General features: G+C 47.1%; 20 protein-coding genes and 1 riboswitch. Of the genes, 13 read left to right on the top strand and 7 right to left on the bottom strand.

Annotated features, from left to right (window positions below; genetic code table 11):
* Window positions 1–45 precede the first annotated feature (45 nt).
* Entirely contained in the window at window positions 46–954 is a 909-nt protein-coding gene (gene accD / locus Q1V85_RS22575) for an acetyl-CoA carboxylase, carboxyltransferase subunit beta (RefSeq protein ID WP_300603599.1), read from the top strand.
* Window positions 955–1118: 164 nt separating this feature from the next.
* The gene (smpB, locus tag Q1V85_RS22570; protein ID WP_300603597.1) at window positions 1119–1565 is read left to right on the top strand and encodes an SsrA-binding protein SmpB; all 447 of its coding nucleotides are present in this window, start codon (window positions 1119–1121) and stop codon (window positions 1563–1565) included.
* Window positions 1566–1863: 298 nt separating this feature from the next.
* Here the strand turns inward: smpB and Q1V85_RS22565 are convergent, their stop codons facing one another.
* Entirely contained in the window at window positions 1864–2478 is a 615-nt protein-coding gene (locus tag Q1V85_RS22565; protein ID WP_300603594.1) for a response regulator transcription factor, read from the bottom strand.
* Between the two features lie 23 nt (window positions 2479–2501).
* Complete coding sequence (locus Q1V85_RS22560) at window positions 2502–4430, bottom strand: ATP-binding protein (RefSeq protein WP_300603591.1); 1929 nt, start codon at window positions 4428–4430, stop codon at window positions 2502–2504.
* Between the two features lie 217 nt (window positions 4431–4647).
* Between Q1V85_RS22560 and Q1V85_RS22555 the strand changes: the two genes are divergently transcribed.
* The 3 genes from Q1V85_RS22555 (at window position 4648) to Q1V85_RS22545 (ending at window position 6462) form a co-directional block, all read left to right on the top strand.
* A complete protein-coding gene (locus Q1V85_RS22555; protein ID WP_300603590.1) occupies window positions 4648–5727 on the top strand; it encodes a hypothetical protein in 1080 nt (359 codons plus the stop codon).
* Window positions 5728–5759: 32 nt separating this feature from the next.
* On the top strand, window positions 5760–6266 hold the full coding sequence (locus Q1V85_RS22550) for a hypothetical protein (RefSeq protein ID WP_300603587.1): 507 nt from the start codon (window positions 5760–5762) through the stop codon (window positions 6264–6266).
* A gap of 67 nt (window positions 6267–6333) precedes the next feature.
* Window positions 6334–6462, top strand: a complete 129-nt coding sequence (locus Q1V85_RS22545) for a hypothetical protein (protein WP_300603585.1) — start codon at window positions 6334–6336, stop codon at window positions 6460–6462.
* Window positions 6463–6608: 146 nt separating this feature from the next.
* Here Q1V85_RS22545 and Q1V85_RS22540 read toward each other — a convergent pair whose 3' ends face one another.
* From Q1V85_RS22540 to Q1V85_RS22520, 5 genes are all read right to left on the bottom strand, one after another.
* Window positions 6609–7022, bottom strand: coding sequence for an arsenate reductase ArsC (locus Q1V85_RS22540; protein ID WP_300603583.1), 414 nt, complete (start codon window positions 7020–7022; stop codon window positions 6609–6611).
* A complete protein-coding gene (locus tag Q1V85_RS22535) occupies window positions 7019–7528 on the bottom strand; it encodes a DUF6428 family protein (protein ID WP_300603581.1) in 510 nt (169 codons plus the stop codon). Before Q1V85_RS22535 ends, Q1V85_RS22540 begins: the two co-directional genes overlap by 4 nt.
* A 58-nt stretch (window positions 7529–7586) precedes the next feature.
* Entirely contained in the window at window positions 7587–7916 is a 330-nt protein-coding gene (locus tag Q1V85_RS22530) for a metalloregulator ArsR/SmtB family transcription factor (RefSeq protein ID WP_300603579.1), read from the bottom strand.
* Between the two features lie 550 nt (window positions 7917–8466).
* Window positions 8467–9096, bottom strand: a complete 630-nt coding sequence (locus Q1V85_RS22525; RefSeq protein ID WP_300603577.1) for an HAD family hydrolase — start codon at window positions 9094–9096, stop codon at window positions 8467–8469.
* 94 nt (window positions 9097–9190) lie between these two features.
* A complete protein-coding gene (locus tag Q1V85_RS22520; RefSeq protein ID WP_300603575.1) occupies window positions 9191–10177 on the bottom strand; it encodes a DUF5009 domain-containing protein in 987 nt (328 codons plus the stop codon).
* 362 nt (window positions 10178–10539) lie between these two features.
* A riboswitch (TPP riboswitch) is annotated at window positions 10540–10644 on the bottom strand.
* Between the two features lie 280 nt (window positions 10645–10924).
* Between Q1V85_RS22520 and Q1V85_RS22515 the strand changes: the two genes are divergently transcribed.
* From Q1V85_RS22515 to Q1V85_RS22480, 8 genes are all read left to right on the top strand, one after another.
* Window positions 10925–11095, top strand: coding sequence for a lmo0937 family membrane protein (locus Q1V85_RS22515; RefSeq protein WP_300603573.1), 171 nt, complete (start codon window positions 10925–10927; stop codon window positions 11093–11095).
* Between the two features lie 126 nt (window positions 11096–11221).
* Window positions 11222–11605 (top strand): nuclear transport factor 2 family protein, encoded by a 384-nt coding sequence (locus tag Q1V85_RS22510; RefSeq protein WP_300603571.1) that lies wholly within the window; start codon window positions 11222–11224, stop codon window positions 11603–11605.
* A gap of 622 nt (window positions 11606–12227) precedes the next feature.
* Window positions 12228–15254: a TonB-dependent receptor gene (locus Q1V85_RS22505; protein ID WP_300603568.1), complete on the top strand. Its 3027-nt coding sequence runs from the start codon at window positions 12228–12230 to the stop codon at window positions 15252–15254.
* 41 nt (window positions 15255–15295) lie between these two features.
* Window positions 15296–16966 (top strand): RagB/SusD family nutrient uptake outer membrane protein, encoded by a 1671-nt coding sequence (locus tag Q1V85_RS22500; RefSeq protein WP_300603566.1) that lies wholly within the window; start codon window positions 15296–15298, stop codon window positions 16964–16966.
* Window positions 16967–17039: 73 nt separating this feature from the next.
* The gene (locus tag Q1V85_RS22495; protein ID WP_300603564.1) at window positions 17040–18947 is read left to right on the top strand and encodes a glycosyl hydrolase family 28 protein; all 1908 of its coding nucleotides are present in this window, start codon (window positions 17040–17042) and stop codon (window positions 18945–18947) included.
* 79 nt (window positions 18948–19026) lie between these two features.
* Window positions 19027–22194, top strand: coding sequence for a glycoside hydrolase family 2 TIM barrel-domain containing protein (locus tag Q1V85_RS22490; RefSeq protein ID WP_300603562.1), 3168 nt, complete (start codon window positions 19027–19029; stop codon window positions 22192–22194).
* Window positions 22191–23744: a glycosyl hydrolase family 28 protein gene (locus Q1V85_RS22485; protein ID WP_300603559.1), complete on the top strand. Its 1554-nt coding sequence runs from the start codon at window positions 22191–22193 to the stop codon at window positions 23742–23744. Before Q1V85_RS22490 ends, Q1V85_RS22485 begins: the two co-directional genes overlap by 4 nt.
* On the top strand, window positions 23734–25209 hold the full coding sequence (locus Q1V85_RS22480; protein WP_300603557.1) for a glycosyl hydrolase family 28 protein: 1476 nt from the start codon (window positions 23734–23736) through the stop codon (window positions 25207–25209). Before Q1V85_RS22485 ends, Q1V85_RS22480 begins: the two co-directional genes overlap by 11 nt.
* The last annotated feature ends 1 nt before the right edge of the window (window position 25210 follow it).

Genomic DNA, 25210 nt, shown 5'->3' with positions numbered 1-25210 from the left:
AATCCTTATATTTGTTCCTCAAAACATTAAACAAGGAAACTGAATATGTCCAAAGAGATGGAAGATTTTGATGCCGACCTGAGCGGGGCTGGTCAGGATAAAGAGAAGGCAGGTTGGTTCAAAAGAATCAAAAAAGGTATTCTTACCAAAACATCCGAAAAGCGGGAAACACAGGAAGGGCTTTGGACAAAATGCCCGGAGTGTAACTATATTTCCACGCAAACGGAGTTAAAAGAGCAGCAGTATGTCTGCCCCAAATGCGGATACCATCACCGCATCAGCAGCTTACAATACTACGATATCCTGTTCGATGATAAAGAATATACCGAGTTGTTTGATAATATCCGCGGAAGGGATTTCCTGGGTTTCACGGATCTGAAACCTTATAAAAAAAGACTGGAAGATTTTTGGAGCAATACCGATATGGACGACTCGATGCGCGTGGCGGTTGGCAAAGTGGAAGGCGAAGGCATCGTGGTGGCGGCTATGGACTTTGCGTTCATAGGGGGGTCATTGGGCAGTGTGGCAGGAGAAAAATTTGCGCGGGCGATCGATCATTGCATCAAGCATCGCCTGCCGTTTATGTGCATCTGTAAAAGCGGCGGTGCCCGCATGATGGAAAGTGCTTTTTCACTGATGCAGCTGGCCAAAACCAGTGGCAAACTTTCCCAGCTTACAGACGCGCAGCTCCCCTATATTTCCTTTTTAACTGATCCTTCATTCGGAGGCATCACCGCCTCTTTCGGAATGCTGGGCGATCTGAATATTGCGGAGCCCGGTGCACTCATCGGTTTTGCGGGTCCGCGCGTTATCAAGGAAACGATCAAAAAAGACCTGCCGGAAGGCTTCCAGCGCAGCGAGTTCCTGCTGGAGCACGGGTTTCTGGATTTTATTGTAAACCGGAAGGACCTGAAGCATAAACTGGCAACCGTTCTCCGTCATTTCCGGAATTAATTTTATGGGCCCGGCGTCCCTGCAAATGGCAGCTTCCTTGCGTCGCACACTTGTACACCAGTGCATAAAGCAGCCAGGGTCATCAGCTACAGTAACGTTTAAACGCATCCGCTTTTAAACCCGGAACCTGAAACTTGAAACATTCAACCTGAAACTTGCCCCCGTTGGCCAACCAGATATCCATAAAGAACCGTTCAGCATACTTTGAGTACTTCATCGATGCTACCTACCTCGCCGGCATGGCCCTGCTGGGCACGGAGGTAAAATCATTGCGCGCGGGCAAGGCCAGCTTTAACGACAGCTACTGCATCATTCACCAGGGCGAGATCTGGCTTAAAAGCCTGCACATTGCTCCCTATTCGCATGGCACTGTAAACAATCACAATCCAGACCGCGACCGTAAGCTCCTGTTACAAAAACGGGAAATAAAGAAGATACAGGCCAAGCTCAAAGAAAAAGGCTACACCCTTATTCCCCTGCGCATTTTCCGCAACGAGAACCAGCTCTTCAAAATAGAGATCGGCCTCGCCAAAGGAAAAAAATTATACGACAAACGCGAGAGTATTAAAAAGCGTGATGTGGAACGCGATCTGAAGAAGTATGTAAGGTAGGTACAGCTTTTAGCGTTTAGTTATCAGTTTTCAGTTATCAGCCTTCAGTAATCAGTTTTCAGTCATTGTTGTCTTGTGATCGGTGATACAGCATCGGGCATCAAACGGACCTAACCGGAAACTTCAAATCTCAAACCTGGAACAGGCGATCAGCCTTTAGCCTTCAGTTGCACGCTTTGTCATCCGTTTCTATGTCTCCCTTGTCTCCTTGTCACCCCAATAATTGAATGGGGAAAAGTAAAGCGTTGCCGTTCGGCACACCTAACCTGAAACTTTAAACCTCCAACATGGACCCATTCTATATCAACGCCAGCTGCACCGCCTTGCGTACCAGGGCTGCGGTATTTTTGGCATCCAGCTTTGTCAGCAGGTTTTTGCGATGGGTATCAACGGTGGCAACGCTTACAAAGAGGCGCTGTGCCATTTCATTATTGGTAAATCCTTCGGCAATCAGTGCCAGTACTTCCTGCTCCCGCCGGGTAAGCACTACCGCAGGGATATTGTCTTTTCTCATAGCCTGGGAGGCCTCTTCACTCAGGTAAACCTTTCCCTTTGCTACATCCCGGATGGCTTCCAGCAGTGCTTCCTTAGTGGCATTTTTTAATACATATCCCGAAGCCCCGTTCTCCATCATTTTCTGAATAAAACTCTGCTGACTGAAAGTACTGAGGCCAATCACAAATACAGAGGGGTAAAGCCTCCGTACTTCTTTGCAAAGCTCCATTCCATTTCCATCCGGCAAATTAATATCCATCAGGATCACATCCGGCAATTGCCGCTGAAGAAAGGCCAGGCAGGAAGCAGCGGTCGTGGCATGTCCCGCCCATTCGATCTCTTTTTCTGCTCCCAGAAGCGACCGGATGCCCTCAATCACCATATGATGATCGTCTACGATAAATACGGTATATATCATAAAAAAATAATTCAGGCCGTTGCTTAAGGATTTCCCGCCGGGATTTCGATAAATACAGACATTCCCTTACCCTCCTGCGTTTGTACGTCCAGTGTTCCCTTCAGGAAATCTACCCGGTTTTGAATATTCTGCCAGCCGATGCCCCCACTGTGCAGGAGTTTTGCCGGATCTGCTCCCCTTCCGTCATCTTCCACCGTAACCGAAAACAATCCATTTGCATAGCTCACCTGTACAACGGCATGGGCTGCGGCAGCATGTTTCAGTACATTATGGATCAGCTCCTGCACGATCCGGTAAACGGTCACTGCGGTGGTTTGTTTCACCGGGGCCTGTTCCATCCCGATAGACTGGTATACCAGGTGCAGCGCACCGCTCTGACGGATGCTATTACAAAAATCGCGCAGCGCCGTATCCAGGCCAAACTTTACCAGTGATTCCGGCATCATATTGTGCGCCACGCGGCGCATTTCCTTAATGGAGCTGTCCAGCATATCCATACTGCGTTCAAAGGCCAGCTGGTTCTCCGGCGTCATGATTAAATTTCCTTGCATGGATTGAAATGCATGTTTTATACCACTCAGCATCCCTCCCAACCCATCATGCAGGTCTTTGGCAAGCCGGGAGCGTTCCTGTTCTTCACCTTTTAATACGGCCTCCGTAGCGGTAAGCTGCCGTTCCGTTTCCAGCTCCGTGATCCGCTGCTGCTGGGCGTTACGGCGATGCCGGTAGTTGCGATACAGCAATACCAGGATGGCAAGCAACCCCAGTGCGCCACCGATCAGGATATGATTAAGGGTACTTTTTTGACGGATGGAGAGCCGGTTAATTGTATCCTGTGCCTTCAACTGTACAATTTCCTGCTCTTTGTTTTCAATACGGAAGCGCACTTCCAGCATGGAAATCTTTTGCCGGCTTTCTTCCGAGTTCAAGCTATCAGAAAGCGCTTGCTGCTGCCGGTTGTAGATATATGCCTTTTTATAATCACCACTCCGGGCATACCACTCGCTATATAATTCCAGTGCATCGGCCTTGAAGCTTCTCATACCATTTCCGCCGGCAAGCCGGTATAGCGAGTCGATGCAGGCAAGTGCACCCGCCTGTTTCAGATCTGTTTTAAGCTGTGCCAGGGCCACCAGTGCTTTTGCGATCTGCACCACATCCTGGTTTTCGCGGGCATATGTATACGACTGTTTATAGTACTTCAATGCCATCAAAGAATCCTTTTGATAATAGGCCGCTACATCCCCTTTATTCAAATAATAAGCAAACAGGCTTTTGCTGTTCTGCAGTTGCCGTACAACGGGCCAAACGACCGCCAAAATAGAGTCGGCAGCGGCATAGCGATCGATATTCATCAGCATGGTAGCCTTATTCATCAAACAGGTGGCCAGCAAACGCGGATCATCAAATTGCCGCGCCGATGCCACCGCCCTGTCGGAAAACTCCATAGCTTTTTGATCGTTACTCAGCTCCGTAAAGCAATTGGCAATAGAAGAATAAACACTCGCAATGGTTTTGAAGTGTTGGTTCTTTAAAATCCGCTCCGCCTGAAAGTAATCATCAAGCGCTTTACGGAAGTCCCCGATGCTGTAATACAGGTTTCCCCTGTTATTGTGCAAATGCCTCTTATTTAATACCAGGTTAGAGGCAGTATCGCCACCCAAAAGCGCTGCGGCAGTATCTCCATACCGCAATGCGGTTTCATAATTCCCGATATTTTTATAATAGGATAACGATAAAATGTAGGCGGTACTCAATCCCCATTTGAAAGCGGTCTTTTTGCTTAAGCGGATCATTTCTTTCAGGTAGGGTTCAAAATCGGACGTATTCTCATTCAGGGTTGCCTTCATATATTCATACATGGCCACAATACGAAGACTGTCGGTTTGAGCAATGCTGATATTCCTGCGCAGGCTGTCTTTATTGATCTGCGCCGGTACCTGTAAGTTCATTAACAGAGATAGAACAACAAGCGGCAGTATTTTTTTTCTTGCACAGAAAGATCCCGTTGTCTTCATCCTACAAATAAAAGGTATTGCCCCCGCCACGGGCATCCCCTATTTCAGGGAGATTTCAATCCTGCCGGTAAAAATCCCCTTTTTACAGGATAACAGGCCGCTGTTGCACTCTATAGTTTTACAGCATCAAATAAAATCAAAAACATGCATTATGAAACGTATCGCCCCCATTTTGCTCCTGGTGCTTCCACTTTTGCACAACTGCACCAAGTCTTATGATGTAAGCACAGAGCCGTTAAAAACAACGCAGCAAGCCGGCTCCATCTATAGGTTAAAGACATCGGAAAAAGATAGTACCGGTGCATTTCCAGACAAAGCCTATCCTTTTCCAACAGACTTTGAAAACCGGGTAGCTGAAATTGTAAAGCCCGCCCAGGAAGCTTTACTGGCCATTTTAAACAAAGACGAAACCGGCACCTACAGGGCCTATCTCGAAGACATTCAAAAAATAAAAGATCTTAAATCCATTGAAGATGGGTCAAAAACACTGGACCTGATCAAAGAAAAATATTACCCCTTTATCCGGGACGCCTGGAAAAAGGCAGCGATCGATGAAAAGGAATACAAAGTAAAAATTCTTAAGGCGCTGCCGGACAGCCTTAGAGCATCTATTGAATTTGCACCCGAATTCCTGGTATTTACGATGAAGGGCCATACACGGAAACCGGATCCCGAACCGTTTCCCACGGCACCCTCATTAACATGTGTGGATGCACAAGTCACCATTTTTGATGTTCCGAAAACCGACAAGGCATTAGCAGCAACAGCTACTGCCATGTTAGACCAGGGTCGTTTTTTGTTCGCCACTGCCAGCAGCTTTCCTCCGGGCGGAGGATCTTCTGCAAGGGATGATGCGGCAACAAACGTTACCATACCGGGCACCTTTCCAAACGACGATAACCTGATACGTATCAAAAAAGAATTTGAATGGATGGGGGGAGCAATGGCTATATCCGGAGGATGGCTGTCTGTAAGCGAAACAGCCTATGGGTCGCATTGGTGGGGCTGGGATCATTTTGTAAAAGTGGTAGCCCCGGTAATCTGGTATGTAAATTATACGGCAACCAGAACCCTGAGCAGTGAAGAACTGGTAGAAAAGCGGTTCCTGTTAAATATCCGGTATGGCTTTAGTTCCTTTGCGGCCGCCAGAACGCTGCCCATTTCAGGTGCCACAGCCAGTTCCGATATTACCATCCGGAAATGGGAACTATGCGAAGAAAAGCCCCAATAACATTAAATACCCCCCACCATCAATCAATGATTATGAAAACAGGATTCCTATTTACATTCATTTACAGTATACTGCTGTTCTCCTGTGCTAAAACAAAGGAATACAGCACGGCAGATCTTTCCCTTCAGGCAACAAACCGGCAACCCGCTTTGGCCATTACAAAGGCGGCAAGGTATCCGCCGCTAAAGCAATACATCACCACCATCACCTGGCGCGGCGCCCGGGTGTGGTATACCCCCGGGGCAGCCTGGGTAGATTCGGTACTGTCGGTAAATTTTTATGGCAATGGCCGGCTCGAGTGGGTAAAACAGGGCTGGGAATATGTACCCCGCCTGCCCGGCACCTATTCCATACAGGGCAATAACATTACCATCCGGTTCCGGTACCCGCCCTATACGCATCAGCTGGAGGGCGTATACGACCGGAATACCGGGGCGATCACCGGCACATTCACCGAAACCCGGGATCCGGCCAGTGGTGCCCCTCCCGCTTACATACCGGGAACCATTACGGGAACATTCAATTTTTATAAAAAGTAAACGGGGATGTTGTAAGCCGCCTACAGATTACGGCGCATCCGGGAACCCGGAAATAAAAAAAGCAATCATGTACAAGTATTGCATCGCACTAACCGTGCTTCTGATAGCCATCCTGGCATTTAAAACAGCCGGTGATGTACTGGAGCAGCTCGGACTGTCGGCCCGGGCCGCCCGGCAACATATCCTGGACAAATGATGTAACCTCCAGCTTTGTAAAACAGTGGCTGCAAACCGGTATCATAAAACCTTAAACAGCGCGTTTTCTTTTCCGGGTTCCTTCCCCGAGCCCCGGAAAGAAAACTATTGGTATGGTATTTTTTTAATGGCAGCGATTTGAATATCTTAAAGATTCGTTTGAACAAAATGCCGGGCATACGTTTTTATTAATTCCCTCACCCTTGCGAACTCGTTTATAGTTTCTTCCTCCGTGCCCTGGAACTTTGCAGGATCAGGAAAATTGTGATGCATTTTTATTGCCCTTCCGGAAAAGACCGGGCACTTTTCTTTTGCATGATCACATACTGTAATAATATAGTCAAAATCAATAGTACGATACTCCGTTACATGATTGGAAGTCTGTGCCGAAATATCAATCTCATCCGCTTTCATAGTGGCTACCGCCCTGGGGTTTACACCATGTGTTTCTACGCCGGCACTATAGATCTCCGCCTTATTCCCCGCAAAATGCCTTAAATAGCCTTCGGCGATCTGGCTACGACAGCTGTTTCCCGTGCAAAGCACCAACACTTTTTTCATGTAGTTTTCTTTTGTTTTTTTTTACAAGCCGGAAGCTTAGCAGCATCCTCCCCCGGGGTACAGGCAGCTGAATTTAATGGCAACTCCTGTAAGGATACTTTTTCCTCCCCAACAGGCACACAATGATCTTGCGCAAGGCAACCGGTAACGGTAGAAACCAGTACAAACGATTCCCCGTTAAAGTCCAGGGCATACTTTCCGATGGTACTATCCTGGTATTCTACTTCTACTTCAAGGTTGTCGTTGATGGATAGCTTTTGTTCGCAGAGATGGATAATATCCAGCAATTTACCAGGCTTTAAACGATGCTCGTAGTCATTGGCCTCCCACAGCTGAAAATTCACTTTAGCCTCATAACGGGTTGTTCCGCCACAGTCAATAAAATGTTTATTTACCATTCCTACTTCGGTTACATGAAAATGTTCCGGCACACGGGTGCCATCCGGTAACTGAAATGCCACATTATTTAAGCCGGGCAAAATGCTTTTGATTTCATACAATTTCATACATTCTTATTAATTGTTTATATGATCGTATTATTACGATAAATGATCAAAAAAAAATTCAACAGCAGTTCTTTACGGGTGTAAATGAAGTAAAAAATGCGAAAAGCTCTTTGCCGGTCTGCGCCCACACTTTTTCATCAATACAATAACAAATGCTGGCACCTTCGATATTTCCCATTATAATGCCAGTATTTTTCAACTCCCGCAGGTGCTGGGATATGGTAGCCTGCGCCAGTCCCAGCTCTTCCACCAGGTCGTTACAAATACAGGCTTTTGCCTTTATAAGATGCTGAAGAATTGCAATACGTGCAGGATGGGCCAATGCCTTTAAGATCGTGGCTAACCGATTCTGCTGTTTGTTAAATATTTCAGTTTTAGTAATTCCCATTGCCGGTCATTCATTGCAATATTACGATATAACAATACAACGAAAAAAAATATTTTCCGGGGCCTTCAGGGAACCCGGAAAGGAAATATTCATGCAGCAGACGGTCTTACCGGTCTCCCTTTCACCCGTTTTAAACCATTAAAGATATACCCGCTCAATATTCCGGCAAATCCTTTATCCTTACCGCATCCGCTGCAACCACCGGGTTGATCGTCCCCATAAAAGCAATGGAAAACATACTGAAAAGAATAGATAATATTATGATTCTAAAAGATGAGCGGCAAAAGACGCCGCTGCGCTCCTTAAGTTGCCGGCGCACACAGAATCACCAATTCAGGGACGGCGATTTCCTGTTTTCATTTCGAAAAAGCCATTGAAGGAAAAGCTACGAAATGCGGCCGGAATCGACGTCAAAAAGTTCGAAAAGATCAAATAACTTGCGCACCACTTCATTCAAATATGGTTTACCGGGCCTTATCTTTTGCGAATCGCAGGCACATTTTTATTTGGTTAGCGTTCGTCTTTCCCCGGCAGGCAATGGCAATAAATCTCATGCACGTTTTATAATTTTGACCACTTCTTCAGGATACATAATAAAGTAGGCCGCATTGATCCCCTCAAATTGTTTACATCCCCAAACAGCCAACCCGAAATCAACACCGGCCTCCCGGGCGCATTGATAATCATACATAGTGTCGCCGATATAGAGCGCTTCGTCAGCTTTAATACCAGCCTGCTTCAAGTAGAGGAGCATGCCAGCTGATGATGGTTTGGGGTTGTGGTAATCATCAATGCATAATGAAATATCGATTTTATCCTGCAAACCAAATGGAAGAAAATCTTCTATATATTCTAACCGGGTTTTAGAAGTTAACACCCCAATTTTCATGTTTTCATCTTTTATGGCAAAAAGCAATTCTTTGATATAGGGAAATAACCGAACTTTTGAGAAATGGCTTTTGAATTTTTTTTGCCAAACGGACACTACCTTTTCTATATCATCAACTTTAAGCATTTGAAGCGCTGTCACTCCTGGTATTCCCAATGCGAAATGTAAATCTTCTAATTTATAATCACCATTATGCGTTTCTTGCAGTGTTTCTTTTAAAGAATTTAGTACTGCCGCTTCCGTATCAATCAATGTTCCATCCAGATCAAAAATGATATGTTTATATTTCATATAATCTCTTTTATCGTAGCATTACTCCAAATCCGTTTCTTATGTATGGGGTTCTTCACCAATGTTACTGTACCTGCACTTTACTCATTTCATTTCAGAGCTTTAATTTTACAGATAGTTTAGACAGTCCGTAAGCAAAAAGGATCATCACTCCCGCCCATACCACCGAACCGCCTACTGCCAGCCATACCTGTGTTTTTTGCTTGTAAAAGAACAGGGGAATGCCCAGGCCCCAGCAAATAAAATAAACAAGATCCGGCAGCAGGTAGGTGGTTAAGGAATTCTGGCCGGCCATCTTAAAAAGCTTCGCCCATTTCACCTTCCCCCATACATCTGTAAAATAATATACGATCACAAAAAGCAACAGGCTGATCCCATTGCACACCATAGCCCAGCTGGGCGTGGCATAAATTTTTGAAAGAATAAACCAGTGGCGCAACACAAATCCTGCGGCCAGGCAACCCACGCCCATGGCAACCAGTATCCGTAATAACGTTCTTTTATCGCCCGCATATTTCCGGAGCATCATTCCTGTTGCCAGTCCGGCCAGCACAATAGACGGTACATTGCCATTCCATACCACACTGGTTATTTTGCCGGCAAGCCCCCCGATATGCCATATCTCCGATTGTGAAAGTATATTCAGCACCACAAAAAGCAGCCAGCAACCTGCAACAGCAGCCAGGCGCCCGCCTGCACAGAGATAAATAAGTGCGGCAGTAAAATAGCCCCAGCCGATCAGTCCCAGGATGCCCCACCAGCCTGTTTCCATCCATTTTACATCCCCCGGTGTACCGGCCTTAAAGATCCATGCAAGATAAAGCAATCCTCCTGCTCCCGCAAGCTGAAGCAATACAAAGAACGGCCTCATCCGTTGATTAACGGGATAGGCATTCCATACCAGGAAGATGCACCCGTATACCAGCGACTTCCATAACAGCACCGGCATACCGGTTAATTCGGGGTTAACACGTCCCCCGTTCAGCATCAGCAACCCGATGATCAGCAAACTAACCGACCGGAGCAGGATATGCCACAGCAGTTGCGGCCATCCGTCCCCCTTTCTTCTTCGCGAATCCATCGCATAGGGTATCGAGAGCCCTGCCATAAACAGAAAACCCGGGAATACCCAGTCTGCCAGCCCCTACCATCGATCTCCGCCTTTGTATGTACCAGCCAGTGCGGTACACCAGGCTCGTACAGATCATTTACAAACAGCATCAGGCACAAAGTGATGCCCCGCATGATATCGATAGCGCTAATCCTTCCAGCAGACTGAGATTTCATATTGATGCCGGTTTTTACATCAAAAATACGTTTCCTTTGGATCACGGGCAGCTACCGGGTAAAATGCAATAAAACGGCCGGCCGTTTTTATTCGCCTTCTATAAACAGCTTTTTATGGGATATAATATCAGGAAAAAGCCTCCGGTAATACCGGAGGCAATAAATTTTCTTACTTCCTGCGCTGGCATTATCCTGCTCAGTTCAACGGGTTTATTTCTCAGTACGTATCTTTCGATCGTTTCACCTCCCCGGTAAAGAAAATCTATTTATAAAATAACAAAATTGTGCCAAAATGCAATAACCTGTCTTATACCCGAATTTAGGCCGTTTTGCATATTTTTCTTACATATACTGTAGAATCCGTTCCCCGGATAAGGTATTGCGTTACCCTTTCAAAATATTCTACAGATGACCTAATAAGGTGCTTAGAGCGTTCTCCTCGCCCCGGTATCAGCGCGGCATTATATTTGGTTGAAAATGTTTTAAGCAGCCGGACAGCCTGCGGCTTATAAAAATCTTTAAACCATTAAAATCGTTACCCATGAGAAATTTATTGTGGTTAGTAGCAGTAATTTGTATCATTATCTGGATCCTGGGACTGATAGGCGTTGGAGGTGGTATGGGGTTAGGAAACCTCATACATATATTATTGGTGATTGCGGTGATCATTATATTATACAATATTATTTCGGGGCGAAAACCAATTGATTAATCAGTATCCAGGAACAAACCCGTCTACCCCGTTTTGAAAGCAACAGGGCATCAGCAATGAATTGGCAGCAACAGATTTCATTATGTTCCCATTATAAACAATTCATAACACATTAAATCATTTGTTATGGCTATACAAATCCTCGATTTGGAAAAAAAATACTGGCAGGCAATGGAAGCCCACGATTATGATATCGTAAAGAGCCTTACCCGTTTCCCCTGCATCATTGCGGGTAAAAACGGCGTAAGAAGCGTGGATGAAGCCAGTTTTAAAGAAATGTTCGACTCCGGTGCGGGGGCGAAAATAAAAGTAGCCGGTATTTCCGGCGCCGAAACGCAGCCAATTGGCGAAAACGGCGCCGTGATCGCATACCAGATAGAATTAAGAACAATGGACGATGAACAAAAACCTTCTGTAAAATGTGCCTGCGCCTCTACCTGGATCAAAGAAAATGGCAACTGGGTTTGCGCACTTCATACCGAATCTGAATTAGCCCGGGAAAACGGGTAGCAACCATCCTGGCTTTGCGATCCATTTTATTCGCGGAAAAGGGGTAACCACCATTCTGTTGCTGCGCACACATAGGCATTCCTCTACTGCCGGATGTGAACATAAATACTCTAATCATTCCCACATCAATTTTAATTTTTTAGCAGGTAAGATCTGCAAACACTGTGCATAATTCTTTGCCATAACCGGCCCGCTTCATCAGCAGCAAGTTTTACGAACGAATGCAACCTGATAAAAACATTTTCTCAAAAGCCGGGCAATAATAACAGGCTCATCCGCAGGAACAGCATCACCCGGTATATTGAATTAAAAACGTAACCCCAAAAACGGGCACTGTACTCAATAACACGAAAAGACTTGTTCTGTATATAAACAGAACAGGGTATCATACATTTTACGGTTTGTTGGAGCGCCCGGCTATTTCCAATCCGAATCTCAAGGCCCGGGCGAACCAGTGTTTCAAAACCCCCTCATCCCATTGTTCTACCGGAAACGATTGCGTAAATATTTAATCAGGAAAGGCCCTTCCTTTTTAATTTTATTCATAACGTTGCGGCTTAACTGTGCTGCAGCTATCTCAATTATACAAATTGCTTGTGTTAAAAACGATTAAATTGTTCAAATGAAAAAATGTTTCTTTGCCTTTTTTTTCCTGGCGGCATTGCTGCTACGCGTCAATGCGCAACAAACCGAATTCTCAGGCACGATCACAGATGATACAGGTGCACCGCTAAGCGGGGTGAATGTCATGGTTAAGGGTTCCTCCACAGGAACCGTATCCGATAACAACGGCGCCTTTAAAATCAAAACAGCTTCCAAAGGAATACCTATCCTTACTTTTAGCCATTCAGGCTACCAATCGAAAGAGCAGCTTGCTGCCGGCGGTACATTGCGTGTGGTACTGGAAAAGGCGATCAAGGGTGAAGATGAAATTGTGATCATCGGATATGGCTCGGTAAAGAAAAAAGACCTTACAACCTCTATTTCCACATTAAACGAACAGGATATCATGAAAACGCCCATTACCTCGCTGGAACAGGCACTTCAGGGAAATGCCGCGGGCGTGCATGTGGTTAACACTTCTGCCGAGCCCGGAGGCGAAATCTCCATACGGGTAAGAGGTGGCAGCTCTATTAAAGCAGATAACGAACCGCTGCTGGTTGTTGATGGCTTTACTACAGACCAGGGACTTGCATCGCTCAACCCCAGTGATATCAAATCGATAGAAGTATTGAAAGATGCAGGAGCCACGGCCATTTACGGATCGCGGGGTGCGAACGGCGTTATTATGGTAACAACCAAAAGTGGTAGCAGGGGAAAGCCGGTAGTCCGGTTCGAAACCTATTACGGTACGCAGCATTTAAGAAGAAAACTTCCGCTTTTAAATGCGGCCCAGTTGGCAACACTTGCCAATGAAGGACGGGTAGCGGCAGGTCAGAGCCCCATCACCAACCAGCCCGACACGATGCAAACCACACGCGACTGGCAGAGCCTGATGTTCCATGAAGCCCCCCAGCTCAGCAACACCGTTTCCGTTGCAGGAGGAGATGACCGCGTGAAATATTATGTATCTGCCAGCTACCTTCGGCAAAGCGGACTGATCATCAACTCCAATTATTCCAGGGCGGCCTTGCGCAGCAATATCGATTTTAACTTTAACAAGCAGGTTTCTGCGGGTGTTAAGCTCAACCTGTCGCAAACCATTAAGAATGGCATACAGGTAGGCGACAACGGATCTATCCTGCGGGCCAATTCCACCAACCCTACCGACAAAGGGTTGCTGGACCCTTCCGGGTCTTTTTATGTAGACCCCGAAACCGGCGATCCGGTGTCTACATCTCCCCTGGCCAATGCACAGGAAACCACCAATGAAAAAAGGAATTTCAATGCCCAGGTGAGCGGTTTTGTGCAGGTACGGTTTTTAAAAAACTTCACATTCCGGTCCAATGCCACCATCAGCCCTACCTTCAGAATCGATAACTATTATTTTCCAAACTCCATAAAAGGCGATAAGGTCAGCGATGGCTACCAGCAATATGACGGCTATAATAAATGGTCTAACGATAATTCCGTCAATTATACCAAACTGGTAAAAAAGCACACTATTACCGCTTTGCTGGGCGAAGAAGCCACCGGAAGCTTCCGCAACAATTTCCGCGCTAGAAATACAGACTTTGCCACGGATGTTTTCCTCTTTTATAACCTGGGGGGCGGCAGCGGCGTACCCTCCGTAAACTCCTCGGCAGAAGAATACCAGTTATTATCCTATTTTGGACGGGCCACTTACGGCTATGACAATCGTTATTTATTTTCCTTTACATACCGGGCCGATGGTTCCTCAAAATTTGGAGCTAACAACCGCTGGGGGTATTTCCCCTCAGCTTCTGCAGCATGGCGCATCAATAATGAACGATTCATGCAGCAACAATCGCTGTTCAGCGATCTCAAACTACGCATGTCTTATGGTGTGAACGGCAGCGACCGGATCAGTGCGTACTCCTCGCAGGCGCTCTATTCTACAAGAGCCACGGCCATTGGTGGTGTGGTGGGCATCGGGTACATGATCGACCGTATGGCTAATGAGGACCTGCGTTGGGAAAAAACAGCCGAGTACAACGCAGGACTGGATATGGCTTTTCTTAAAAGCCGGATTTCAATAACTGCAGACTACTACTATAAAAAGACCACCGATCTGTTGCTGGACTTTGCACTGCCCGCAGCATCCGGTTATACCACTGTGGCTAAAAACGTAGGCAGCGTGGAAAACAAGGGCTGGGAGTTTTCCATCACTTCCAGGAATATTATAGGAAAATTTAACTGGACCACCACATTTAATGCCTCCATCAACCGGAATAAAGTATTGGACCTGGGCGGCCCCGAGGAGATCTCTGCCATTTCCAACTCATCGGCGAATACCAAGTTTGGAAATGTAATACTGATGAAAGTAGGGCAACCGCTTGGTGTATTCTTCGGGCACAGGACCAACGGTATTTATCAGACCGCAGAAGAGGCCGCAAACGGACCGGTGTTGCAGGGATTAGCCAACATGCCCGGCTTCCTCAGATATGTAGATCAAAACGGCGATAATAAGATCACCGATGCAGATAAGGTGATCCTTGGAAATCCGCAACCCAAGTGGAGCGGGGGAATGACCAATATGATCAATTATAAAAACGTTGACTTTACGGCTTTCATTGTATTTCAGCAGGGCAATGCCATCATGAATACCGGTATTGCAAAATTGCTGAACCTTACCGGCGATAACAACCAGCTGGCAAAGGCCCTGGACCGCTGGCGGCCGGCCAACCCGGAGAACAACGACCCCGGCAATCCCAGCAACACCATTCCCCGCGCCTACCGGAACTATCCCGCCATCATGTCTGATTTTTATATTGAGGACGGGTCTTACCTGCGGTTAAAAACCATTTCGCTGGGATACACCATCAACAATAAGCGCATCAGCCGCATTAAGGTACCCAACACCAGAATTTACGCATCTGTTACCAACCTGCTCACCTTTACCAGCTATTACAGCGGCTACGACCCGGAGGTAAGCATTATGGGCAAACAGGGCATCGGTGCCGGTATTGATAATGGGTCCTATCCAACCAGCAAAATGTACCTGGTAGGATTAAATATGACCCTGTAAGTTGATTCATTACATAATTCTAATAACAAAACTATTTATAAATGAAAAAGAAATATAAAAGCGTACAAACATCTTTACTCTTTGTATTGCTGGTTATAGTTCTCTTCAGCGCCTGTAAAAAAGGTTTTTTAAACGAGAAAGTATACAGCAATATCTCTGCAGTCAATTTCTGGAAAAACGGGGATGATGCCCGGTCAGGACTGTACGCCACTTATACCCTGGCTCTGTCATTTGGCCCCAGGGATTGCCGGCCGTTCTTTATCCTCACGGATATGGTAACCGATGATATGGATAAGGAATACTCCAATTCCGAAGACGAAAGGCGCCAGATACAAAACTTCAACTTTTCGGCCAATAACAGCTACTTCAATAATGCCTGGATTTCATTATATAAGACCATTGCCCAGGCCAATGATGTTATAGAACATGTGCCAGGCATTGAAACCATGACGGAAACAGAACGGTCTATAATGGTAGGCGAGGCCCGTTTTTTAAGAGCCCTGGAATATTATTACCTGGTGCAGCTATGGGGATCTGTTCCATTGGATACGATTGTGGTACGCACCATTGATCAGACCCTTATGCCAAAAGCACCGGTAAAAGAAATTTACAACCAGATCATCAATGATCTGAAATTTGCCGAAACCCACTGCGCAGATGCCGCACCGGCAGTAGGCCGCGCCTCCAAATGGGCGGCCAAAGCCTTACTGGCCAAGGTATACCTGGTGCTTGCCGGGCCCTTCAGCAACCGGAATGCGGAAATGCTGAACCAGTCAGAAGCCCTGCTGAAAGAGATCATCAGCTCCAATAACTTCCAGCTGGTACCCAATATTATCGACTATTTCAACATCAGTAAAAAGAGCAGCACGGAAGTGATATTCGAGCACTATACGTTAGGTGATGTTTCGGACCGGGTAGGCAGTTTCCTGCACCGCAATTTCCTGCCTTCATCAATTTCAGCCCCGGAAGTTACGAAGCTCAGCACGGCTGGGTATAAAGCATGGACGCCCACACCGGATCTCTGGTCGCTGTACCTGCCGGGTGATGACCGGCTTAAAATGTATACTTCCGCTTATGTAAAAAAGAACAGCAACGGTACATTTGGTATTCAAAAATACAATGTGCCTTATATCATGAAGTACGTTGATTCCACAACCGTAGCCCGCGACTACAAGGCCAACAATCTTCCCGTGATCCGGTATGCAGATGTATTGTTAATGTATGCAGAAGTATTGAATGAACTGGAAAAACCGGGCCCGCAGGGCAACCCGTATTATTATCTGAACCTGGTTCGGAAACGCGCCTTTTCCAAAAACCCCGATGCCAACGCAATTTCCGACGGATCCCTCTCCAAAGAAGAATTCCGGAATATCGTAATGCGCGAGCGGCGGCTGGAATTTGCACATGAAGGTCAGCGTTTATTCGACCTGAAGCGGACGGGAACATACATTCCGGTAATGACAGCGCTGGCACAAAAAAATGTAGCAGCGCTTGCTGCAACACCCATACCCACCTGGTCCGGCACATATCCGGCCGGGGTATACCCCAATCCTACCGGTCCGGTGGCCTATGCTGCAGGAACTGTTACCTATTCTGCCGATTTTTTAAAGAATACCAAAGTCGTGGCGCCCCAGCCATACCAGATCGTATTCCCCATACCCTACATGCAATTGCAAACCTTTGATATTGGGCAAAACGAAGGCTACGAATAAAAATAAATCAACCGCAAAACAAATGCAACAGCGTACGATAAAAAGCAAACAGGCAATCAACAAAAGTTTTGAAATGAAGCGAAGGATCTTTCTCACCGGCCTTGTAACACTTTTGCTTACAACATACGCAAAAGCCGATACCCGCCTGATCCGCAACCTGGACATCTGGGATATATGGACATTCAATTACAATGCCTCGCACTGGATGGAACAGGGTAACCTGGGCAAAGGCGCATCCATGTACGGTGATCGGGATGTACCCATTACCCAACTCCCGGCGGCCCTTGAAGGAGCCGACTGGATCCAGACGGCCTACGGATCAAAAAACTTTACCGGTAAGCGGCTCGCTACCTTCCAGTGCAATGAAGACGCAGACGTATATATTGCATACAACACGCAACAAACGGTTTTACCAGCCTGGCTCGGCACTTACAAAAAAACAAACGAGGTCATTTACAATAGCCTGGGCGCCCGGTTTGAACTGTATCGCAAACGGTTTAACAAACAGGACACAGTATCGCTGGGACAAAATGGCAATACCAATGCCCTCATGTATATCGTAATTGTAAAAAACGTAAGAACATTGGACAAAAGTGCCCGGCCGGCCGGTAAACTGTTTGATATCACGCGGTATGGCGCCAAAGGCGACGGAACAACAGTAAATACAACAGCGATACAGCAGGCCATAGATGCCTGCGCCCATGCCGGAGGAGGAACGGTCTATATTCCAAATGGTATTTTTGTTACCGGAACTCTGGAGCTCCGGAGCAATACAACGCTTTGGGTGGCAGCGGGAAGCATCCTGCGCGGATCTGCCAATAAAACAGATTATCCGGAGAAGAAATGCAGCTTTGCCTATTTCAGGTCCAATGAACATTTCCAGCTTCTTTATGCAGAAAAGCAGCAACATATCCGCATAACCGGCGGCGGTATCATAGATGGTTACTCCCACGGCGACGGCTGGCCCTGGAAGGGAAAGTCGAACGAATGGGAACGCCCCCGCCTCATCCGGATGGTAGAATGCAGCAATATACAAACAGATAACATTACCCTTATCCGGAGCGCTAACTGGACACAATTATACGAGGCCTGCGACGATCTGAAACTGGAAAATGTACGGGTGCGTTGTTACACCGGTCAGCATAACCAGGACGGCATTGATATCAGCAGCTGTAACCGGGTATCCATCAAAAATTTTTATTCCATGAGCGGCGATGATGCCATTTGTATGAAAGCCATGTCGCAGAAGCCTACGGAAAATGTAAAGATCGACGGTGTGATTGCCCGTTATGCCAATTGCCATGCCATCAAGATAGGCACCGAAACACATGGCGCCGTTCAGAACATTCACGTTACAAACGTAGTAGCCAATGCCCGCTACGGCATTGCCATAGAGTCGGTGGACGGGTCAACTGTGGACGGCGTTACGTATGAGAACTTCCTGCTTACCGACTGCAGCACCCCGCTTTTTATACGGCTGGGTGAGCGCGGCCGTACCTATGCCGGGGGGCCTGCCAAAGCCCCGCTTGGTTCCATGAAGAATATTACCATCCGCAATATTACCAATACCGGTATCCGGTATGTGGAAGAACGTAACGGGCCTGGTGTAGGCGCTGCTATTGGCGGGTTACCCGATCGTAAGATCGAGAACCTGCTTATTGAAAACTGTAATTTCCTGTTTTATGGTACCATACAGGATTCCGCCTATGTGTTCCAGGAAGTACCGGAGAACCGCAACAAATACCCGGAGTTCAATATTTATGGTACCTGTCCCGCATATGGCCTTTACACGCGGCATATAAAGGGATTGACCATCCGTAATGTAAAGCTGCGGCTGAAGCACCCGGATATACGCCCCGCCATCGTATTGGACGATGTGGAGCAATACCGGCTTTCAAAAGTGGATGCGGAATCGTTTCCCATAACCCTGCCATTTAAATTATGGAACAAGCAAAAGGGCGAACTAAAAGCGGAGCTATAAGGCCCGCAAACGCTGCACAACACAACCGGTCTGTTACCGGATACGTCTACCTGAATGATGCTGATTAATCTAAAAAAAAATGAAACAACTCAACCTGAAATTATTTTTGATCCCCTTCCTGTTCCTGCCCTGTTATACATTACAAGCCACCCCGGTGCAGCACGCAGCTGCCAAGAAAGCCGTGGATCCAGCTGCATCACCCCGTATTACCAAGATCATAAACCGGGAATGGACCTTCAATTATTTTCCTGAAGAGAAAGCCGATAAAAAAGGTTGTGAGCAGCCGGGCTTTGACGACAGCAAATGGCCGGCGGTAGCGGTTCCCCATACCTGGAGCACTTATGAAACTACCGGTGAGCGCCATCCCTTTATCCGCAACCCTTCAGACAAGGACAATCCCTACTGGTGGAAAGGCTGGGGCTGGTACCGGAAACGTTTTTCCATCGATCCCCCCCAAAAAGGGAAACGGATCTTCATCGAATTTGAAGGTGTTCAGAAATATTGCAAAGTGTACATCAACGGCAAATACATAGGCGATCATAAAGGCGGATACGGTTCTTTTGATTTTGACCTTACCGATGAAATCCAATGGGGCAAAGAAAACGTACTGGCCTTAGCTGTTAATAACGACCTGGTTGACCGGTACAGCATCGCTCCCATGCGGGCGGGGAACTTTGATGTTTATGGCGGCATTTACCGGGATGTAAGCCTGGTGATCAAATCCCCGGTATACATTCCCATGCAGGGATCTGCCAGCCACGAAGGCGGAACCTTTATTACCACTCCAAGCCTGGCAAAAAACAATGGGAAGGAAGGTGTGGTAAGGGTACAAACCTATGTAAAGAACGACCTGAAGGAAAGCCGGACCATCCGCGTAAAAACGATTATAACCGATGCACAGCAAAAACCGGTTGTGAGTTTTGAAAAAACAGCTACGTTAAAACCCGGGGAATTGGCTAATGTGGATCAAACCAGCCCGGTGATCCAAAACCCAAACCTCTGGTCGCATGAATCACCTTACCTCTATACGGTTGTTTCCGAAGTTTATGATGGGAATGCCCTGGCAGATACCTATACCAGTCCGCTCGGTTTCCGTTGGTTTTGGTGGGATTACAAGGAGAACTTCCTTTACGTGAACGGGAAAAAAATGGTGATCCATGGTGGCAACCGTCACCAGGAATACGCCTGGCTGGGCGATGCCATCCCAAAATGGATCACCGAAATGGATTATAAGGATATGGCAGAAAACCTCAATTATAATTTTATGCGCACGGCACATTATCCCAACGACAAGCGGGTATACCAGCTTACTGATCAATACGGGATCGCTATAGATGAGGAACTGCCCAATATCAAGAACCAGGTATTTGACAAAGAAACACAGCAGCAGATGCTGAAAGAAATGATCCGGCGCGACCGGAACCATCCCAGTATCATGCTCTGGAGCATGGGCAATGAAACCAACCATGCAGCCGACTCCAAATGGACGTTAGATGAGGATACCACCCGCATCATAACAGCCAGGAGGGTATTGGAAGGATCGCAGGGATTGTATGCGCCCCATTCTGACGAGAACCTGGGCATTGAAAGCCTGCTGCGCTGTAATATCCGCGGCTGGTATAATAAAGATGTAAAAGATATGGAGCCTTCCGATGGTCAACACGCCGGTACCGAAGAACAGCAGCACCAGCTGCTCATCAAAAGCAACCGCCTGGGCACCGGCAATCTTTGTACCTGGCTTTATGCCGATCATGGTGCCGACCGGGAATACCTCAACAGCCCGCTAAAGCACATCAACCCCAAGGGCTATGTAGACCTGTACCGGCAGCCCAAATACTCCTACTATCTCTGGCAGGCCAATTACTTAACCAGACCCATGGTATGGATCATGCCGCATTACTGGAGAAGCCGGTACCTGGGGCAGAAAAAAGATATCGTAGTGGATGGCAGTTGTGAAACCGTGGAGCTGTTTGTAAACGGCAAGAGCAAGGGCGTGCAGCATCCGGATAAAGAGAATTTCCATTCCGTTGTTTTCAAAAACATAGAAATAGTAAAAGGCGAGATCAAAGCCATCGGGAAAAAAGGCGGGCAAACCGTTACTTCTGTCATTCAAATGGCAGCAGCGCCTGCCCGGCTTACGCTTAAAGCCAGTCACACTTCTGTACCCGCAGCTAAAAACAGCGTGATCATCATTACCGCCAATATCGTTGATCAAAACGGGGTTCCGGTATTGGGCGCCAATAACCCGCTTAAATGGAGTGTGAAAGGCCCCGCTACACTGGTAGGTCCGGAAAGTTATACCAGCGACATCGATAGTCATGAGCAAATGGATGGTACCCTGTATACCGATGCTCCGGTCACCAATGTGATCCGTTCCAATGGTCAGCCCGGCGAGATCCTGGTGACCCTGCAATCGCCCAATCTCAGCTCTGCTACTATAAAGATCAATGCGGTAACAGATACATATGCCATTGCTGAAATAGCAGAGCCTAAACTGTCGGATGCCGGAAGAGCGGCTGTTGCGCAAAACCCCGAATCCGGCAACACCGTAAACAGCAAGATCCCGGTAGTGATCAAAGAGACCGTTGATGAATTTGAGATGCCGGGCAAAACCCTGGAAGCCTACACATCGTTCATCACCGGTTATATGGCAAAGAAAAATCCGTCGGCAGATATCACCAGTATTGAATTCAAAGCCCTGGCAGGCTTGTTTGCTTCCCATATGCAGAATAACTACGGTCGACTGGTGGCTGATGATTATAATTTTAATATCGAACACTTTAATAAAGCCGCTTATTTAGCAAAAGTAATCTCCGCTACGCTCCTTCCGGACCTGTTTAAAGAAGGGTTGCGCCGGTATTATGCCCAGGCAATTATTGTAAAAGGAGATGATAAGAATGTGCACACGGAAGAGAAAAGGATAAAAAGTATTCCCGCCAAAGGAAAACTGATCGTTGTAGGAAAACCAGTAGCCGGAAATACCACTGTCCAATATATGTCCACCAATGACCTGGAACAGCTCATAAGAAAAATATACCCCGAAGCAGCAGGTATGAGCGATGAAGAACGCCTGGACCTGGCGGTATACCTGGCACAGATCAATCCCTATATTGGCAGAACCACCGTAAGCAGCCAGATCCGCAAACAGGATAAAAAGACAGCGGAACATTTTACCATCCGCGAAAACGAACCGGTGTGGTTCCCGGATTATGATACCACCCTTAAAAAAACAAAAAAGAAAAAATGAACATGATCAATACAAGTCGCTTATTATTCCTGCTCACAGTACTTTCCTTCTCCGTTCCCGGATACGCCGGTAAGAATACGGAGATTCATGTACTTCCGGTTGAAAAAACAGCAAAGCAAAGTACCCTGTTCTCTGTTTCGGTAAAGGGGCAGCCATTATTTACGCAGACTTTTAAGGACATTCACTATGTACATTTTGAGCATAACAAAAGCATCTCCATAGAGATCCGGTCAACTCAACCCGTAACCAGCTTTGAAGTAGCGCCCAAAACAAAAGTGCATGGTGCTGCAAAAAAAGGGAACAGCATTACCCTTAATATAGCCGGGCCCGGTTACTATATTGTTACCGTAAACCATAAAGAGCGGTTGTTTATTTTAACAGACAATATCCAAAAGGACATTGCCCAAAATAAAGAAGTGGTCAGCGTGATGCAATTTGCCCCGGACAGTACCGGTGCGCAGGTAACTACCCGGGCGCTCCAGGAGGCCATCGACAAAACCGCGGCAACCGGTAAGATTCTTTACTTCCCCGCCGGTATCTATAAAACAGGGACCCTCCGGGTAGGCAGCAACGCCAACATCTTCCTGGCTCCCGGTGCGATGATCAAAGGTTCAGAAAAAAGAGAAGACTATCCTGCAGACGATCATAAAAAAGAATCGGATCATGTAAATGACAAAGCGCATTTTACAGACAATGGGGAGTGGATGACGTTTAGCCGGCTCATCCTCATCGACAATGCCACCAATGTAAAGATATGGGGACGTGGCATTATTGATGGCAATGGAGCCGTGGTAAGGGCGCAGGGTAAACCGGCCAACCTCATCCGCATACGCCATTCCAAAAACGTACTCCTGGATGGCATTGAGCTGCGCGATCCCGCTTGCTGGAATACCCATATCCTCTATTCGGACGGTGTAACCATCCGGAACATCAAAATGCTCAACGACCGGGATGTGGCCAATACCGACGGCTTTGATCCCGATGCTTCCAAAAATGTACTGATCGAAAATTCCTTTGCTTATTGCAGCGATGATAATGTAGCCATAAAAACAACCAACAATGGCAATCTTCTGCAGGACATTGACGGCATTACCGTGCGCAACAATGTTTTTTTAACCAAGAAATCGGCATTGAAAGTAGGTACGGAAACCAAAGGAGCCCGGATGCGGAATATCTTATTTGCCAATAATTATGTGGCAGAAGCAGACCGTGGACTGGTATTGTATTGTTATGATGGCGCGCTGTTTGAGCACATCCGCTTTGAGAACAATTATTTTGAAAAAGGGCTTCAGACAAAAAATCTGAAGGCCATCCATTTCCAGATCAAAGAGCGCAACGGGAAAGGACAGATCCGGAATGTGCTTATAAAAAATTGTGATTTTGCCGCTTCTTTTTCAACAGCAGCAGAAATTGTAGGGCTGGATCCGCAACACACCATCGATGGCATTTTGTTTAAGAATGTGCGGATGGGCGGCACACTGCTGTTATCACCAAAAGATCTTTCTGCCACCACCAATCCATTTGTTAAAAACATCCGCTTTGAAAAATAAATACATCCTTGCATGGCTGGCCGGCTGTTTATGGATTACCGGGGTGGCCAAAGCCCAGTCCGTTATCCGCCCAGTAACCCATTACGATATGCCTGGCAGGTTCAGCGTGCAGGCCAATGGCACAACGCTTCCGGTTGCCGGCTACAAGGATGTGGAATACGCCGCCTTTCAGCAACAAGGCCCGCTGCAGTTTACCGTGCACAGCAGTGATTCCATTGCGGCCTTTACCATCAGCCCGCTTTCAAAGAACATAGCCGGCCGGAAAACGGATGCCCATACATTACAGTTTACATTACCGGAGCCTGCTTACACTGTAGTGACCATCAACAAAACGCAGCGCCTGTTCTTATTTGGAGACCCGGTGTTAAACCCGGTAACCACACCCTATATTTCCGTTCTTGATTATAAAGCAGATGCCACGGGCAAACAGTTGAGTACCGGGGCCATTCAAAAGGCAATAGCAGCTGCTTCCCGCAGCGGGAAGACCCTTATTTTCCCTCCGGGCATTTACCGCTCAGGCAGGCTCACCATTCCTTCCAACACCCATATCCGCATGGAGGCCGGGGCCTTATTAAAAGCGGCCGATGATCTTGCGGATCTTCAGCTGCCTGCCCAACAAAAGCCCCGGGGGTTTATCCATATTGAAAACGCCGAAAACGTTTCCATTACCGGGGCGGGCACTATTGATGGCAACGGTCGCCTGTTGCGCACCCGGTTCGGGGACGAAGCCCGTATCCGCCTGCTGCTGATCCAATCTTCCCGCAACGTGGTCATCAGCGGCATCATCCAACGGGACCCGGGGTCCTGGAACACGCAGATCCTCCACTCAGGCCTGGTAAGGTTCTCCCGGGTAAAACAATTGAATGATGCGGCGCTGCCCAATACCGACGGGTTTGACCCCGATGCTTCTACTCAGGTTACCATTGAAAACTGTTTTGGTTATTGCGGTGATGATAACGTGGCCATAAAAATCACCCGGGAACAGGCCCATCAAAACAGAACAGCTGATATTATCGTGCGCAACTGTGTTTTCCTGACCCGTAAATCATCCCTTAAAGTAGGCACCGAATCCCGGGGTGCGCTTATTGAAAATATCCTGTTTGAGAACAATGATGTGCTGCTCTCCGACAGGGGCATGGCCCTGTACTGTTCCGATGGTGCAACCTATCAGCACATTACCTATCGCAACAACCGGTTTGAGGAAAACTACCCGGATGCCAAAAGAATGGGCTTCCAGTTTGTGATCAACAAACGAATGCCTCAAAGCAATGCCGGTATCATCAAAAATGTATTACTGGAAAACAATCATTTTTATACAACCTTTCCCCACCCTTCTGAAGTTAAAGGGCTCGACAACCATCACCGGGTTGAGGTACAGATCAAGGGACTCACCATCGCAAAGCAAAAGATCACACAACTTAACGGTATTGTTGTGGCTACGGATGCAGCCGTTTCAATAGAATGAT

Origin of the sequence: Niabella sp. (assembly GCF_030150205.1) — a bacterium.
Lineage (GTDB): Bacteria > Bacteroidota > Bacteroidia > Chitinophagales > Chitinophagaceae > Niabella.
This window is presented reverse-complemented; position numbering and strand designations above follow the sequence as displayed.